Genomic DNA, 15,372 nt, shown 5'->3' with positions numbered 1-15,372 from the left:
CCGGCAGCCCATCGACGCCGCCGGACTCTTGCGCCGTCGGCGTGAAGCGGATTCCTCAGGGGAGGCGGTGCTCCTGGCTGCAGCGGGTATACAGATACAAATACAGATGCCGCGCGGTTCGCACGGCCATGTGTGCCGGCCGTACCGGCAGGGCATCCGTCTTACCCATCTCTAGGCAATTGCGGTAATAGACGAGTTCCCTGACATTGTCGCGTACCGCGTTCAGGCTCGGGTCGCCCTTGACGAAGGCACGCAGCGTCTCCAGCAAGTCTCGCGTCTCGGGCATCGGCTTGCCGGCGTGATGGGCGTAGGCCGTCATCAGGTCGCCGGCAATCCCGGAGGCCTGCGCCAGCAGGGCGTCGAAGTCGATCTCGCGCCCCTCCGGCCCCGCGATCACCGCTTCCAGAAGGCGGATGCGCGCGTCGATGTCGGCCATGCGTTCTGCCAGCTGTTGATCTCTATCCATGCGACACTATCGTCTTGCCACTGTTGTATGGGGGTGAATATTTCACCGTACGTGGTATTATTTCACGTTTATATCATAACCTACTAATATGCTCGACAATACCCTAACCGCGGGAGTCACCATGAAACTGGTCAAACTCGTCAAGCTGAACAATCTGCAGTACAACGCCAACCGCGATCCGAACGTCTACCGCCGCCCCGTCAACAAGCCGTTCCGTCTGCAAGCCCTACTCGACGGACAGGGCAGCGCCAAGTGCAGCTTCACCGTCAACGGCGAAAACAAGGGCAGCGCCACGGTCAACCTGCCCGGCACCTTCGAATGCAGCTTCAGCTACAAGGAAGCCGGTTCCCACGTCGGCAAGCTGGTGGTCGAGGGCAACGGCGAGACCTATACCCAGGACATCCGCATCGACGTCGTCGAGCACGCCTGGATCGGCTGAGCCCCAGCGGCGGCGCGCGGCCTGACCCGGACGGGCGGCCGCGCGCGGACTCTCACTCGCCCCAATCGTACTGACGGAAAAACTCCGGCAGCCGCTCGACCATCTCATTGCGCGCAAAAAAACGGTCGGCGCGCGCGAGACGCATCTCGTCCTGTATATCCTCGTCGCCACCGAAGCAGAAAACGGCGATATTGATCTGATGCTGCTGCCTGAGCACCCTGATCGCCTCCAATGGATCGAAGGCGTCGATCTCGTCCAGATCCAACAGCAGAAAGCGGTACAGCAGCACCTCGTGCCACTCGCCCAACTGCTCCAGATCAGTTGCCGCGACGCAGGCCCAGCCTGCCGGGGTAATCGACCTGAATCGCTCCAGCATCGTCGCGTCGGCCGTCATCACGGCATATTTGCGCGCCATGCGCGCGGCGATGGTCGGTTCACTCATATCGTCCTTTCCTATGCGGTTCGTGAGGCACATTCCTGGGGCTCCAGCCCCGCGCAAAGCGCCTCGACGCGCTGAGCCAGCGTTCGCGCCGACTCAAGCGAGAGGCCGTGCAGGCGGCCCTGTTCGTATATGATGCCGTCATCCAGAGGACACGCAAGACAAGCCTGCAGCACGGCATCGAAATCCTTATCCCCGCTGGCTGCACGCACCAGACGACCGTCACGCCAGAGCAGACGCAACCACGGCCCCGTCGTATCCTCAAGCAGATAGGTGCCCCGCTTGATCTTGATGCCGCCACGCACCAAGCGGCGCCCACCCATTTCGAGCGGTTCGCGCAACGCCAGCTCGGCGGCCGACATCGCAGCCAGGCGATGCGCTTCCGGCCGCTGCGTCGTCACCGCCCAACGACTGCCGCACACCGCTCGCAACGCCTCCTCGAAAGCACCTTCATACGGCAACATGCCCGCTGCCTCGAGATCGGTCACACTCTCACTCAGACAATCCCCGAGCCAGCGCTCGAAGCCCCGGCTGGGACAATCCACGCAGGCCGCGAAACTTGCGGCATCGAAACGCTCCAGGATGCTGGCGCCGAACACCATCGAACGGCCTATGGTGGCCGCGCCGCTGCCAAGCAGTTTGCGCCCCGCATGCCAGAGATCCTGTCCGCCGACCCGCTCCACCTCGACCCCGATACGCGCATAGGCATCCTTCAGCAGGCCGAGACACAGATCGAACAACGCAGCGTGCGAAGCGGGAGCGCTGGTACGTGGAAAAATGAAAAAAAGGCACAACTGGCGGCGGTCGACCCAAACCGTTCCGCCGCCCAGCGGACGTTGCACGATCGGTATGCGACGCATGCGGCAATACGCGAGATTCAGCTCGGCATCCGCATATTGGCTGGCGCCCAGTGCGATATGCCCTCGGTCGGCACGCGCGGAGATGAGCCAAGGCGTATCGTCCTCGCTCAGTGACTCGGCGAGGCCAGCGTAGCATGCATGCAGCGCATATGGCGTCAGCCAGCCCGCCTCATGAAGATGGAGGCACGACAAATGTATTTATCGCGACTCGTCCGGCGCTTCGTCGCCAGCGCCGCGCTCGTCCGTCTGCGTCTCCCGGTCCTTGGGACGATAAAACTCGCCAAAGTAGAAGTCGCGGCGCCGAAGGTCCTGGTAGAGCATTGCCCGTTCTTCCACACCTCGCTGCAGGATGCGCGACAAGGCCTGTGCCTGCTCACCGTCCACGATATGCATCTGCCCGACCAGATCCTGGTCAGGATCGAGAAAATGCGCCTGGAATTCGTCCGGATACTCGCAGTAGAGCAAAAAGGACTCGCATTTCTCGTCGAGTGGGTCGAGCGGTTGCATCACGATCTTGCCGAGCCAAGCCAGACGCGCCATCTGGTTGAACTGATGGATATCGAATTTCTTGCCCTTCTTGTATTTATTCAGCTCGTTGCGAATCTCGCCCAGATTGCTGATCTTGATCGACTTCATACCGCACTCCGAGGATGATCGGGCGACCATTCTGGCGGATAGGACGCGCAAAAAAAACCCCGGACCAGCCGGGGTTAGTCGCTCAGGATCGCATCCGATCCCTGTCGTCAAAACAGGGATTCGCTGACGGAACCGCCCGCCGCCTTGGCCAGCGCGCGGTGCAATGCGGCCGGCGCCGACATCAGCGTCATGAACGAATGATCGCCCATCATCGACAGATCCGGGAAGAATACGGCCATCCGGAAGCGCATATTGAGCGCCTCGACCTTTCGCCCCTTCACCAGAATCTGGTAGGGCAGATAGGCCGTGCCCTTGAGCTTGCGGAAATCCACGACCGACATCTGATAGGCGTCGTTGACGTTCCGATCTTCGCGGCTGTCCATGGATACGCCGAACACCGTCTGATCCGTGCCTGGCACGTTCAATTCATACAGGAAATGTATGCCGTGCGTGCCCGCCTTCAGCAGCTCTCGCACCTTGGACACCGCCTTGTCATGCGAACTGAAATCGTTCAAATGGTAAGGTTCGTCGAAGTATTCCATGCCGAAGGTGTAGTGGTAATGCAGCAGCTTGTCGGCCGACAGCCCCTGCGCGCCGAACGACTCCTTGTCGCCCAGCGCCTTGGCCAACTCGGCCTTGATCGGATCGAGATCGGCCTTCATGCGATAGGCGTACTGCACGTACACCGGATTGACGTAGGCCACCTGGACCTGATCGTTGGTCTGGGTCACGGAAACGCGCATCACCGCACCGTAACCGCCGCGCGGCGTCTTCGCCGCATCGGCCAGCAGGGTCGGGTTGGTCACGATAAAAATCGTCGCGGCCTGATAAGGCTGAAATTTACTCAGGTCGGGGCTGTAAACACCGACGATCTGAAAACCCGCCTGCTTGAGTGCGGCCTCGGTCTGGTCCACCACCGCATGGAAATCTCCCTTCACTTCGGACGCCAGCACAAAAGGCTTGTACAACTTGGCCGCCAGCGCGGAACCCGATCCGACCAACAATATCGAAACGGCCACAATACGCAGTAATTTTCCAAGCAGCTTCATTTCACCCTCCGTATCTACTTGTAGTTATGAGCAAAGCCGGCACTTTGCCATTCAAATAAAAAAGGGCCATGTCGCCATGGCCCTTGAGTTGTCATTCCTGACTCTCGGAAACCTCAGAATTTATAGCCGATATTGAACGATACCGCCTGCTCGGCAAGTGATATTTTCTGCCCCTTGCTCGGGTCGGTCATACTGGCCGTCATCGGCGCGGTATAGGTTTTCTTCGGCGAGTACATGTAGGCGCCGCCGACCGTCCAGCGCTTGTTAAGATCATACGTAAAACCTGCCGTGTAATGCGTTTCGGCAATGGCCGGCAGGATAATGTTGTAGGCGACAGCATTGCTGTCGATCGGGGACTTGGCGTAGTTATAGCCTGCGCGCACCTGGAAGTCGGGGCTCACGTAGTAATTCGCGGCCACGGCCACCACCGTCTGGCTCTTCCACTTTGGCGTGAAGCCGGTGAAATCCATCGGACCGGTGATGCTCAGGTTATTCATCACGTCCTTCCAGTCGATCCACTTCAACTGCGCGCTGATCGCCAGAGCCTGATTGGCATGCATGGTGACGCCGACCGATGCGGTCTGGGGCGTTTTCATGGTCAGGGTGTATTTTCCGCCCGGGAATTGATACGACGCGGGCGCAGTCGGGCTGGCACCGCCCGGCACCGTGATATCGCCCGGCGCCAGGTTGTAGTTGAGCTTGTAGGTCTGCGAACTGGTGTAGGCCGCCCCCACCGTCCACATGGGGTTCACCTTATAGAGCATGCCGATGGTGGCACCGAGTCCAAACGCGCTGGCCGAACGCGTCATATTGATGCTGTACGGACCATAGGCAGTGCCGCCCGCCGGCGACGGCGCAGCGGCAAAACCGTAGGACTGCAGGAACGAGGCGGACATGTAGCCAATGTCGAGGGCCACGCCCAGGCTCAACTGGTCGTTGACCTTCCAGGCCAGTGCGGGCGCCATCTGCCACAACGCGATGTTGCTGTAGCCATTGAAAGACGACCCAGCCATCACGCCATTGGCGGTGTAGGGATAATCGACGCCCATGCCGGAAGTGCCGTACATGCCGCCACCGAAGTAGATGTTGGAACCCGACGTGGTCGGCGCCGACCAGCCGAGCGCAGGCACGCCGTACATGTTGCTGTCGCTGGAAATTTTCTTGCCGCCGGTTGCCTGATTATTCACGTCTCGCGTCGGCATGAAGGCTTCCATGCTGAAATCCGTCTGCGGTTGCACTTCGGTCATGCCGGCGGGGTTGGAAATCGCCGTCATCGCGGAGCCAGGGTCGGAAACGACCGCGCCCGCCATACCCATCTGGTACGAACCGATACCGATGAGGTTGTAGCCGTTGGTGGCATGAGCCGCACCGGCAAAACCCAGTGCCGTGGCAATCGAGGTGGCGATCAAAGAACGCTTGAGATCGAGCTTCATCCGAATCCTCCGGGGTCCGTTTAATAACGACAATTATTAGTTTTGTCTAATATTCCGATTTAACCTGTTTTGAGTAGCGACTCAAGACTAAACCTTGTCGTAAAAATGTCAAACAGGCTTCGCTAATATATGTCGAAAAACAATTCAAGCGACGCCGGCGGCCCGCACCACATGGGAGCAAATGACTTTGCCCCGTCGTTATCCGCGCATATAAAAACGATATTTTGGACGGATTCTACGGCGTCGGTTTAACGACGTGCGCCAGGAAACCCTAGACCCGAACGAGCAGGCTTATCATTATTTTTTTATGCCGCATAAGGAAAGATATTTGCGATGGGCCTTAGGGCCGGCGGCACAGAATAATTCGTAGCTGATGGTCTGCGCATGAGTGGCCACCACGTCGGCCGCCACACCATCGCCCCATAGCGTGACCGGATCCCCGGGTCGACAGTCCGCATCGCCTAGATCGATCGCGAGCATGTCCATTGAAACCCTGCCTGCAATCGCGCCGGGACGATCGCCGATCGAGACCGGTGTGCCGCTGGCGGCATGCCGTGGATAGCCATCGCCATAACCGATGGCGACGACTCCGACGCGCATCGGCCGAGGGCATGTGAAGGTTCCGCCGTAGCCGATCGTCTCGCCGGCCCGATGGTGATGTATCGCGATCAATGGCGCCGTCAGCGTCATCACCGGGTGCAAGCCGATTCCAGCAGCTGGTCGCCCCGCTATCGGCGAAGCACCGTACAGCGCGATCCCGGGGCGCACCCAGTCGGCATGCGCATCTGGCCGGGTCAGCAGGGCCGCCGAATTGCACAGACTGCGCTCGCCAGCAAAACCACGCGTGGTCGCATCGAAACATTCGATCTGGCGCGCCGTCATCGTCGAAGCGGGGTCGTCGGCACAAGCGAAATGCGTGAGATAGCGCAGCCGGGGATTCACCGCCGCCATGGCGCCCAGGCGACGCACCGCTTCCGCCACCGTTTCCGGAGCGAACCCGATGCGGTGCATCCCGGTATCGATCTTGAGCCAGACGGCCACGCCTTCCGGTGGCCCGCACCGGCAGCTTGCCAGACAGTCGAGTTGTTCAGGCGCGTGAATGACCACGTCGAGTGCGTGCGCGCAAACGGCTGCAAGCTCGTCCGCATTCTTGAAGCCTTGCATGACCACGATACGGCCGCCGACGCCAGCCGCACGCAACGCGAGCGCCTCCGGCACACAGGCAACGCCGAGCGCGTCTGCCAGACCGGACAGCGCGTGCGCGACCGGCAGAAGGCCATGCCCGTAGGCGTCGGCCTTGACCATCGCCAGGACGCGGCTCGCCGGCGCCAGTGCGCGAATGCGGCGGTAATTGTGTCTTAGCGCGTCGAGGTCGATGCGGGCATGGGTGGCGCGCGCCAGCGAGCTCACTCGAATCCCCCTGCGCCCCCGTAGACATCGGAAATATGGTTCTCGAAACGCGTGAACTGCCCAAGAAAGGTCAGGCGGGCCATGCCGATAGGGCCATTACGCTGCTTGGCGATGATGATCTCCGCTGTACCCTTGTCGGGACTGTCCTCGTTGTACACCTCGTCGCGGTAGATGAAGGCGATGAGGTCGGCGTCCTGCTCGATGGCGCCGGACTCGCGCAGGTCGGACATCACGGGGCGCTTGTTGGGTCTCTGCTCAAGGCTGCGGTTGAGCTGCGACAGTGCGATTACGGGCACCCCCAGCTCCTTGGCCACGGCCTTGAGAGAACGCGAAATTTCCGAAATTTCCGTGGCCCGGTTCTCGCGCGTGCTGGGCACCTGCATGAGCTGGAGATAATCGATCACGATCAAGCCCAGGCCGTGTTCGCGCTTGAGGCGGCGCGCACGGGCACGCAGTTCGGTCGGCGTCAGCGCGGGGGTGTCGTCGATGAACAGCGGCACATCGGTCAGCATTTGCACCGCGCTGGTCAGTCGGGGCCAGTCCTGCTCGTCGAGGCGGCCCGTACGCAGGCGATGCTGATCGATGCGCCCCAGGGAGGACAGCATACGCATGGTGAGCTGCTCGCCCGGCATCTCCATGCTGAAGATCGCGACCGGCGTACGATGCTTGACCGCGGCGTATTCGGCGATATTCATGGCGAATGTGGTCTTGCCCATCGATGGACGCCCGGCCACGATGACCAGGTCCCCAGGCTGCAGTCCTGAGGTGCGCTCGTCGATCTCGTCGTAACCCGTTGCGATGCCGGTCACCGCATCCTGACGCTCATGCAGCATTTCGATGCGGTCGAGCGCCGGACGGAGCAATTGCTTGATACTGGTGAAACCCTCGCGCCCACGCACGCCGCGTTCGGCGATCTCGAAAACCGCCTTTTCGGCTTCGTCCAGCAGTGCCTTGGAATCACGTCCTTCCGGATTGAAGGCGCTATCGGCCACGCGTGTGCCCACACTGATGAGCTGACGCAGAATCGAGCGCTCGCGGACGATATCGGCATAGGCACGAATGTTTGCCGCGCTGGGCGTATCCCGCGCCAGGACGCCGAGATAGGCCAGCCCGCCGGCCTGTTCGAGATCACCGGCGCGCTCAAGCGCCTCGGAAAGGGTCACGACGTCGAGGGGTTGATTCTGCGAAGCCAGCCGCTCGACGGCCCGAAAAATCAGACGATGATCGAAACGGTAGAAATCGGCTTCGTTGATGCGGTCCGCGACCTGGTCCCAGGTCGAATTGTCCAGCATCAGGCCGCCCAGGACGGCCTGTTCCGCCTCGATCGAATGCGGCGGAACCCGCAAGGCTTCGGTGGCGGATTGCTCGCCGCGCGATTTGGGAATCACTTCGGCCATAAGCCCCTGCGGCAATGTTTCAGACAGAAAAACCGCGACGGCGCGTCGCCGCCGCCCGTGCGATCGCTGGCCGGTGCCGAAACCGCCGAGGCATCATCCCCGGGCGGGCCGCGCAGCGGCCTGCCCGGTCATCCGTCGATCAGCTGGCGGATTCGCCGTTGATCACGACCTTGATGGCAACGTTGACGTCGGAATGCAGGTGCAGTTCGACCTCGTACTCGCCCACCTGACGCAACGCGCCTTCAGGAAGACGCACTTCCTTGCGCTCGATCTCGACGCCCGCCGCGGACACCGCCTCAGCGATGTCCTGCGTGCCGATCGACCCGAACAGCTTGCCTTCGGCGCCGGCCAGCGCCGTCAGCGTGATCTCCATGCCTTCGATCTTCGCACGACGGGCCTCGGCTGCAGCCTTGGCTTCGGCCGCGATTTTCTCGAGCTCCGCCCGGCGCGCCTCGAATTCGGCGATGTTCGCGGGCGTGGCGTATTTGGCCTTGCCGGTCGGGATCAGGAAGTTACGGGCGTAGCCCGACTTGACCTTGACCTTGTCGCCGAGACCGCCCAGATTTTCCACCTTGTCCAGCAGGATGATTTCCATGATAGCTACCCTAAAGATTCAATAAAACCCAATTTCAGGCATCAGTCGCCACGCCTGAAGCGCGTACGCAGATCCGCAAAGCTGTCCACCACACCCACCGCCGCGAGCAGACTGCCCATCTGTGGCGGCGCCAGGAACAGCAGTACGTAGAGCCCGACCAACCAGCCCACGCTCATGCCGCCCTGTCTCACCAATCCGTGCAACAGACCGATCGCCTGCAACAGGAATGGCGTCAACACGACCATGGCCAACTCGACCAACAGCGCATTGTGCATCACGAGGATCAGCACCACCAGCAAAGCCGCGAAGCCCGCAAGCACGACGCCCAGCCGCCAGCGCGTGTACTCGTCCCGGAATCCGCCCGGGTTGTACAGCGACGCCTGCCAGGCCCGCGCCAGCATCAGACTCAGCGACACGCTCAGCACCAGCGACATGGCGAACGCACCGGTCGCGTAGTGCGCTGCCCGGGCGATGGTCGCCGTCACTTCTGCCGGCCCCATCCCCGCACGTTTGAATAATTCGCCGAGGTTGCGCTGCAGCAATTCCGTCCATACCTGGGCGGTGTCCGGAACCAGCAGATGCACCCCGAGCACGATCGCCAGCCCCACCGCGGCCAGCACGGTCATGACGGTCGCCCAGGAAGCGCTGCCACGCAGCAACTGCGCAAACAGCAGCACCGGCAGCCATTGCGCCACGGCATAAATCACCCCCGTGAGCGGCGCCCCCAGCAACAACGCCGCCAGCGCGGCGATGGCGGCACCACCCCAGCCCAGGACGATCAGCCCCTGGTCGAAGCCGTGACGCAGGGTCACCAACGCCACCACGGCAGCGCTGATGAGCGCCAGCGGAGGGAACAGCACACCGGCCACCGCCAACAGCACGGCAGCAACGACGGCTTGCCACCGCCCCGACATCACGAATGCCGCGAGACGGCGCGTCAGCACCGGCCTGTCCTCCCGTCGACAGTCGCCCTATCAGTGCTGATCGGAATACGGTAGCAGGGCCAGGTAACGGGCACGCTTGACGGCCTGAGCCAGCTGGCGCTGGTAGCGCGCGCTGGTACCGGTGACGCGGCTCGGCACGATCTTGCCGGTTTCCGTGACATAACCCTTGAGCAGATTGATGTCCTTGTAATCGATACGCGCGATGCCCTCGGCGGTGAAGCGGCAATAGCGGCGGCGGCGGAAAAATCGTGACATGTTGTCTTACCTCGGTTCAGTTGGACGGAAGGTGGCGTCAGCGCTCATTCGGCGCTGTCACTACCCTCGCGCGCATTGTCGGCGCTCGCATCGGCACCGTCTTCGCCGCGCGCAGGACGGGCTTCCGATGAATCGCTCTCGTCCTTGGACTTGGCCAGCGGCGAGGCTTCGGTGACCGCCTCGTTTTCGCGAATCACCAGCTTGCGCAGCACCGCGTCGTTGAACCTGAAGGCGGTTTCCAGCTCGGTCAGGGCGGCATCGCTGCACTCGATGTTCATGAGCACGTAGTGCGCCTTGTGCACCTTGTTGATCGGGTAGGCCAGCTGGCGCCGCCCCCAATCCTCGAGACGGTGAATCGTACCGCCATCACCCTCGATCATGCCGCGATAGCGTTCGATCATCGCGGGAACCTGCTCGCTCTGGTCCGGGTGAACCAGAAATACCACTTCGTAGTGACGCATCGACTTGAAAGCTCCTTACGGGTTGCAAGCCTCCCGCCGAGCGGCGGTGAGGCAAGGAGTCGCCGGGCACCCTTGGCACCCGGCATAAAGGGGCCGTCATTCTAAGAGCGAACGCCCCCCAAGGCAAGCACTTGCGATGCTGTCCGCGCGCCTAGCCGCTGACGGCATCGCGTCCGGCCTGCTTGGCCGCGTACAGCGCCTTGTCGGCACGCTCGACCAGCGCGGGAACGGCATCCTTCTCCCCGCCCCACACGGCAAGCCCGAAGGATGCCGTCAGACGCACCTGCTCGCCCTTGAAGTGCGTGGGCGCCGCCGATAGGGCGGCGCGGACGCGCTCGGCGATTTCTCGCGCCGCCTCCAGCGTGGTCGCCGGAAACAACACCAGAAACTCCTCCCCGCCCCAGCGCCCGAGGACATCCGAACGTCTCAGCTTCATGCGCAGCAGCTTGGCGATGATCTGCAGCGCCCGGTCGCCACTCGCATGGCCGTAACGATCATTGATCTGTTTGAAGTGGTCGACATCGACCAGGGCGATCGCAAACACGTCTCCGTTGCGATCGGCCCGCGCGGCCTCCTCCTCCAGGCGCTCGTCCAGCGCACGGCGATTGGGCAGCGATGTCAGCATATCGATACGCGCCTCGCGATGGGTCTGCGCCAGGCGTTGACTCAATTGGTCGCGCTCGGCCTCCAGCACGCGCAGGCGCTCGCGAAGGTCCTCGGCCGCTTCGTCCGACTGGGCCATGGCATCCTCGCCGAGGCCACGCAGGGTCAGCAGATCGTCCGTCAGGCTATGCAGCCGAGTGTCGATGGCGTCGCGCAGGCTTTCGATATCCGTCGCCACGCGCGTCTCGGTGATGAGATCGCGCACGGAAGTCTCGATCTGGCGGTTGACGTCGCCCGCCTGGATCAGTAGATCTCGCCGGCGGCTGTCGCGCTCGCTGAAGGTTTTTTCCAGAGTGTCCAGCCGGCCTACCAGTTCGCCGAGAAAGCGCCGGATCTCGACACGCTCCCGTTCGATGGCGGAAAACCCCCGGCCCACCAGATCGGCCAGCGCACGCGCCTCGACCCGCCGCGTCTCGGCGAAGCCGCGGCGCAGGCGGTCGCGCTCGGAAACCCATTCGTCGGGCCAGCCCGGTGCGTCGTAGATCGCGCCCGCCAGCAGCAGAAGATCCTCCCGCAAAGCCTGCAGCCGCGTCTTGAGCGCGGCCTCCAGGCGCGACAGCGCTGCGCCAACGCCCGCGGATTCGCCCTCCGGCCCGGACTCGCCCGGCATGACTTCCAGCAACGCCTCAAGACGTTCGATCGCCGCGGCCACTTCCGCCACATCGGCTTCCGGCCCGGCTTCCGCGCGCAGACCGTCGATCAGCCGAGACAGGGCCTCGGTTTCCGCCTCGAAATGCCCGCCCTGAAATGCATCGCCGAAGTTTTTGAGCAAACCGGCCAAGCTCGGTTGCGAAACTGACAGCTTCAGCACCATATTGGAAAGCAGACGCATGCCGGCGGTGCGATCACGCTGCCAGGCGGTTTCCGCGGCGTCGAATTCCTGCACCAGTTGCCGATAGCGCTCGCGGTAGCCGGCGTCCCCGGTATCGCCCGCCAGCTTGTCGCTGCTGTCCCCCACCGTGCTCATCGCCCCCCCAGCTGCCGCGCGGGCATCCGATACGCCCGTTCACAAGAATATAGCCGCCCCAGGCCCACTGGCACGGCTGAGGACCTTAACCTGAGCCCATGACGGACTGCCGAACCGCCTCGAACAGGCAGACGCCCGCCGCCACCGAGACGTTCAGGCTCTCCACGCCTCCACGCATCGGGATATGCACGACGTGGTCGCAGGCCTCCCGGGTCAGACGACGCAGACCCTCACCCTCGGCACCGAGCACGATGGCCCGCGCGCCCCTGAGGTCCTGTTCGTAGAGACTCTGCCCGGCATCGCCTGCCGTACCGACCACCCAGACACCCCGGCTCTTCAACGCCTCCAGCGTGCGCACCAGATTGGTCACCGGCACGAAAGGTAGGCGTTCCGCGGCCCCCGAGGCGGCCTTGCGCGCCGCCGGGGTCAGCGACGCCGCGCGATCGCGCGGCGCGACCACGGCCAGCGCCCCTGCGGCTGCCGCGGTGCGCAGACAGGCACCCAGGTTGTGCGGGTCCGTCACCCCGTCGAGCACCAGCAGCAACGGTTCGCGCGCGGCCTCGACCAGATCCAGCAGATCGCCTTCCGAGGGCGCGGGCGGCGGTTGATAGTCGGCCACCACGCCCTGATGGCGCGCATCCGGCGCCCGTCGGTCCAACGCCTTCTTCGACGTACGCTGCACGGCAATGCCGGCCGCCTCCGCCAGCACCGCCAGCGTGCGCAGGCGATGATCGTCGCGGGCGGCATCCAGCCAGACGACCTTGATCCGCTCGGGATCGTTGCGCAGGGCCGACTCGACGGCATTGATGCCGTGTAGCTGTTCGCTCACCGCCGGCTCCGGCTTCTCTTGCGCCGCCGACGGCTGCGCGACGGCGCCGCCTCATCCTCGGCCGCCACCGCCTCGAGCACCTCTTCGGGCGCGAAATCGATCTTGCGCTCGTCAAGATCCACCCGTGCGACTCGCACCGTCATCGGATCGCCGATGCGATAGACGCGGCCGCTGCGCTCGCCGCGCAGACACTGGCCCACCGGGTCGAAACGATAATAATCGTTGCTCAGTGAAGTCACGTGCACCAAACCTTCGACATAGACATCGCGCAACTGCACGAACACGCCGAAGCCCGTCACCGTGCTGATCAGCCCATCGAAGACATGGCCGACCTTGTCGAGCATGAATTCGCATTTGAGCCAATCGACCGCATCGCGCACGGCATCGTCGGCACGGCGCTCGGCCATCGAGCAGTGCTCGCCCAGACCGACCATGTCGTTGCGGTCATATTCGAAATCGCGCGGCTTCGCGCCCCGGATTGCATGGCGGATTGCGCGATGCACCAGCAGATCGGGATAACGCCGGATGGGCGAAGTGAAGTGGGCGTAGGCCGGCAATGCCAAGCCGAAGTGGCCCTCGTTGTCGGGGCTATAGACGGCCTGTTGCAGGGTACGCAGCAACATGGTCTGGATCAGCTCGGCGTCGGGACGCGCAGCTGCCTGCTTGAGCACCGCGGCGAAATCCTTCGGCTTGGGCGATTCGCCACCGCCGAGATTGAGTCCGAGGCCAGCGAGAAAGGCGCGCAGGTCGTCGAGCCGATCGGCCTTGGGACCACCGTGGATACGATACAGCGCGGGCATCTTGTGCTTGGCCAGGAAACGCGCCGCCGCCACGTTGGCGAGGATCATGCACTCCTCGATCAGGCGATGCGCATCGTTGCGCTGCACAGGCACGATACGTTCGATCTTGCGGGCCTCGCCGAAGACGATCCGCGTCTCCTGGGTATCGAAATCGATGGCCCCGCGTCTGCGTCGCGCCTTTTCTAGCGTGCGGAACAGGGCATGCAGGTTGTCCAGGTGCGCCACCAGACCGGGGTGCTCTGCCCGCGCCGCATCGTTGCGCTCGACCACCATCGCCGCCACCTGGGTGTAGGTGAGACGTGCTGCGGAACGGATCACCGCCTCATAGAAACGAAAGTCCTTGAGCGCTCCTCCCTTGGACACCGACATTTCGGCCACCATCGCCAGCCGGTCGACCTTGGGGTTGAGCGAGCACAAACCGTTCGACAGGGTTTCCGGCAGCATCGGAATGACCTGACCGGGGAAGTACACCGAAGTCCCGCGCAGCCGCCCTTCCGTATCCAGGGCGCTGCCGGGCGATACATAATGACTGACGTCGGCTATGGCGACGATCAGGCGCCAGCCGCCCTCGCCATCAGGCTCGCAGAATACGGCGTCGTCAAAGTCCTTCGCATCCTCGCCGTCTATGGTCACCAGCGGCGTCTTGCGCAGATCGACGCGGCCACTCTTGGCTTGTGACGAAACCTTGTCACCGTAACGCTGCGCCTCAGCAAGCACGTCATCCGACCACTGGTGGGGCAGCTCGTAACTGCGAATGGCGATGTCGATCTCCATCCCGGGATCCATGTGCTCACCCAGCACCTCGATCACGCGCCCGATGGGCGGAGAATGCCGGCTCGGCTGCTCGACGATCGCCGCCAGCACAATCTGGCCGGCGCGTGCACCCGCACGATCGTCGGGCGGGATCATCACATTCAGCGGGATGCGCTTGTTGTCCGGGGCCACGAAGGCCATGCCGCGCTCTTCGCAGAAACGACCGACGACCTGGCGCGTGTTCCGCTCCAGCACCTCGACCACGGCGCCTTCCGGACGGCCGCGATGATCCAGCCCCATCACGCGGGCCACTGCGCGATCGCCGTGAAACAAACCGCTCATCTGCCGAGGTGACAGGAACACGTCGTCGCCACCCTCGTCGGGCACCAGGAAGCCGAACCCGTCGGGATGCGCAATCACGCGTCCGCGGATCAAGCCCTTCTCCGTCACCGGCAAAAAGGCACCCACGCGATTGCGCACCAGCTGACCGTCGCGCTGCATGGCGCGCAGACGCCGGTCCAGCGCTTCCAGATCCACCGCTTCGGAGAGCTGCAGGGCGCCGGCAAGATCTTCGAAGCGCATCGGCCCCTCCCCTTCCGCCAGCACCTGCAGGATCAGCTCGCGGCTGGGAATAGGCCGTTCGTACTTCGACGCTTCGCGGTCGAGATGAGGGTCCTTCAAGCCTTTTTTCGTTCGTTTCGTCATAAGCATCCATTCAGAGGCGCCCCATCCTCCCGCCAAACCCGGCGGGGACGGACGCAAAGCACAATCTTGGCATCATAATGGATTGACAAGCAGAAAGGGGCGCTGTAGATTGCGCGCTCGTTTGCAGCACTGCTGCAATGCCGAGGTGGCGAAATTGGTAGACGCGCTAGCTTCAGGTGCTAGTGGGGGAAACCCCGTGGAGGTTCAAGTCCTCTCCTCGGCACCATCCATGGCCCTGTTCCGTGGCCGGATATATCATTAGCCAAACCCC

Annotated in this window: 16 protein-coding genes and 1 tRNA gene; 2 read left to right on the top strand and 15 right to left on the bottom strand. The window is 63.1% G+C overall.

Annotated elements, in window-relative coordinates; translation table 11 throughout:
* Positions 1-55 precede the first annotated feature (55 nt).
* Entirely contained in the window at positions 56-466 is a 411-nt protein-coding gene (locus tag THPRO_RS15000) for a hypothetical protein (protein ID WP_038091161.1), read from the bottom strand.
* A gap of 121 nt (positions 467-587) precedes the next feature.
* On the opposite strand from THPRO_RS15000, the gene THPRO_RS14995 reads away from it, so the two are divergent.
* Positions 588-905: a hypothetical protein gene (locus tag THPRO_RS14995; RefSeq protein WP_038091260.1), complete on the top strand. Its 318-nt coding sequence runs from the start codon at positions 588-590 to the stop codon at positions 903-905.
* A gap of 52 nt (positions 906-957) precedes the next feature.
* Here the strand turns inward: THPRO_RS14995 and THPRO_RS14990 are convergent, their stop codons facing one another.
* The 14 genes from THPRO_RS14990 to rnr all read right to left on the bottom strand — a co-directional run bounded on the left by THPRO_RS14990 (position 958) and on the right by rnr (position 15,101).
* A complete protein-coding gene (locus THPRO_RS14990) occupies positions 958-1,347 on the bottom strand; it encodes a hypothetical protein (RefSeq protein ID WP_065089819.1) in 390 nt (129 codons plus the stop codon).
* Between the two features lie 11 nt (positions 1,348-1,358).
* Complete coding sequence (locus tag THPRO_RS14985) at positions 1,359-2,396, bottom strand: lipoate--protein ligase family protein (protein WP_082954687.1); 1,038 nt, start codon at positions 2,394-2,396, stop codon at positions 1,359-1,361.
* 6 nt (positions 2,397-2,402) lie between these two features.
* Positions 2,403-2,840 (bottom strand): hypothetical protein, encoded by a 438-nt coding sequence (locus tag THPRO_RS14980; protein WP_038091159.1) that lies wholly within the window; start codon positions 2,838-2,840, stop codon positions 2,403-2,405.
* 107 nt (positions 2,841-2,947) lie between these two features.
* Positions 2,948-3,889: a hypothetical protein gene (locus tag THPRO_RS14975; protein WP_065089817.1), complete on the bottom strand. Its 942-nt coding sequence runs from the start codon at positions 3,887-3,889 to the stop codon at positions 2,948-2,950.
* A gap of 113 nt (positions 3,890-4,002) precedes the next feature.
* Positions 4,003-5,322 (bottom strand): OmpP1/FadL family transporter, encoded by a 1,320-nt coding sequence (locus THPRO_RS14970; RefSeq protein ID WP_065089816.1) that lies wholly within the window; start codon positions 5,320-5,322, stop codon positions 4,003-4,005.
* 297 nt (positions 5,323-5,619) lie between these two features.
* Positions 5,620-6,732, bottom strand: a complete 1,113-nt coding sequence (gene alr / locus THPRO_RS14965) for an alanine racemase (RefSeq protein WP_330219994.1) — start codon at positions 6,730-6,732, stop codon at positions 5,620-5,622.
* Complete coding sequence (gene dnaB / locus THPRO_RS14960) at positions 6,729-8,129, bottom strand: replicative DNA helicase (protein ID WP_052064488.1); 1,401 nt, start codon at positions 8,127-8,129, stop codon at positions 6,729-6,731. Before dnaB ends, alr begins: the two co-directional genes overlap by 4 nt.
* 139 nt (positions 8,130-8,268) lie before the next feature.
* Positions 8,269-8,724 (bottom strand): 50S ribosomal protein L9, encoded by a 456-nt coding sequence (rplI, locus tag THPRO_RS14955; protein ID WP_038091154.1) that lies wholly within the window; start codon positions 8,722-8,724, stop codon positions 8,269-8,271.
* Positions 8,725-8,765: 41 nt separating this feature from the next.
* The gene (locus THPRO_RS14950) at positions 8,766-9,668 is read right to left on the bottom strand and encodes a hypothetical protein (protein ID WP_052064487.1); all 903 of its coding nucleotides are present in this window, start codon (positions 9,666-9,668) and stop codon (positions 8,766-8,768) included.
* A 30-nt stretch (positions 9,669-9,698) separates the two neighbouring features.
* Entirely contained in the window at positions 9,699-9,923 is a 225-nt protein-coding gene (gene rpsR / locus THPRO_RS14945; RefSeq protein ID WP_038091152.1) for a 30S ribosomal protein S18, read from the bottom strand.
* 44 nt (positions 9,924-9,967) lie between these two features.
* A complete protein-coding gene (gene rpsF, locus THPRO_RS14940) occupies positions 9,968-10,384 on the bottom strand; it encodes a 30S ribosomal protein S6 (RefSeq protein ID WP_038091149.1) in 417 nt (138 codons plus the stop codon).
* Between the two features lie 151 nt (positions 10,385-10,535).
* Positions 10,536-12,014, bottom strand: coding sequence for a GGDEF domain-containing protein (locus THPRO_RS14935; RefSeq protein WP_052064486.1), 1,479 nt, complete (start codon positions 12,012-12,014; stop codon positions 10,536-10,538).
* Positions 12,015-12,099: 85 nt separating this feature from the next.
* Positions 12,100-12,843: a 23S rRNA (guanosine(2251)-2'-O)-methyltransferase RlmB gene (gene rlmB, locus THPRO_RS14930; protein ID WP_065089815.1), complete on the bottom strand. Its 744-nt coding sequence runs from the start codon at positions 12,841-12,843 to the stop codon at positions 12,100-12,102.
* Positions 12,840-15,101, bottom strand: coding sequence for a ribonuclease R (rnr, locus tag THPRO_RS14925; protein WP_082954686.1), 2,262 nt, complete (start codon positions 15,099-15,101; stop codon positions 12,840-12,842). The genes rlmB and rnr overlap by 4 nt, the downstream gene beginning before the upstream one ends.
* A gap of 139 nt (positions 15,102-15,240) precedes the next feature.
* Between rnr and THPRO_RS14920 the strand changes: the two genes are divergently transcribed.
* Positions 15,241-15,327: transfer RNA gene (locus THPRO_RS14920), tRNA-Leu, on the top strand.
* The last annotated feature ends 45 nt before the right edge of the window (positions 15,328-15,372 follow it).

The organism is Acidihalobacter prosperus (assembly GCF_000754095.2).
GTDB classification, from domain to species: Bacteria; Pseudomonadota; Gammaproteobacteria; order DSM-5130; family Acidihalobacteraceae; genus Acidihalobacter; species Acidihalobacter prosperus.
This window is presented reverse-complemented; position numbering and strand designations above follow the sequence as displayed.

Bases quoted from the DNA above. Each gene is read 5' to 3' on its own strand.
- rnr (WP_082954686.1), bottom strand. From the start codon at position 15,101: ATGACGAAACGAACGAAAAAAGGCTTGAAGGACCCTCATCTCGACCGC.
- rplI (WP_038091154.1), bottom strand. From the start codon at position 8,724: ATGGAAATCATCCTGCTGGACAAGGTGGAAAATCTGGGCGGTCTCGGC.
- rpsR (WP_038091152.1), bottom strand. From the start codon at position 9,923: ATGTCACGATTTTTCCGCCGCCGCCGCTATTGCCGCTTCACCGCCGAG.
- THPRO_RS15000 (WP_038091161.1), bottom strand. From the start codon at position 466: ATGGATAGAGATCAACAGCTGGCAGAACGCATGGCCGACATCGACGCG.
- THPRO_RS14980 (WP_038091159.1), bottom strand. From the start codon at position 2,840: ATGAAGTCGATCAAGATCAGCAATCTGGGCGAGATTCGCAACGAGCTG.
- THPRO_RS14970 (WP_065089816.1), bottom strand. From the start codon at position 5,322: ATGAAGCTCGATCTCAAGCGTTCTTTGATCGCCACCTCGATTGCCACG.
- THPRO_RS14935 (WP_052064486.1), bottom strand. From the start codon at position 12,014: ATGAGCACGGTGGGGGACAGCAGCGACAAGCTGGCGGGCGATACCGGG.
- dnaB (WP_052064488.1), bottom strand. From the start codon at position 8,129: ATGGCCGAAGTGATTCCCAAATCGCGCGGCGAGCAATCCGCCACCGAA.
- THPRO_RS14995 (WP_038091260.1), top strand. From the start codon at position 588: ATGAAACTGGTCAAACTCGTCAAGCTGAACAATCTGCAGTACAACGCC.
- THPRO_RS14990 (WP_065089819.1), bottom strand. From the start codon at position 1,347: ATGAGTGAACCGACCATCGCCGCGCGCATGGCGCGCAAATATGCCGTG.
- rpsF (WP_038091149.1), bottom strand. From the start codon at position 10,384: ATGCGTCACTACGAAGTGGTATTTCTGGTTCACCCGGACCAGAGCGAG.
- THPRO_RS14975 (WP_065089817.1), bottom strand. From the start codon at position 3,889: ATGAAGCTGCTTGGAAAATTACTGCGTATTGTGGCCGTTTCGATATTG.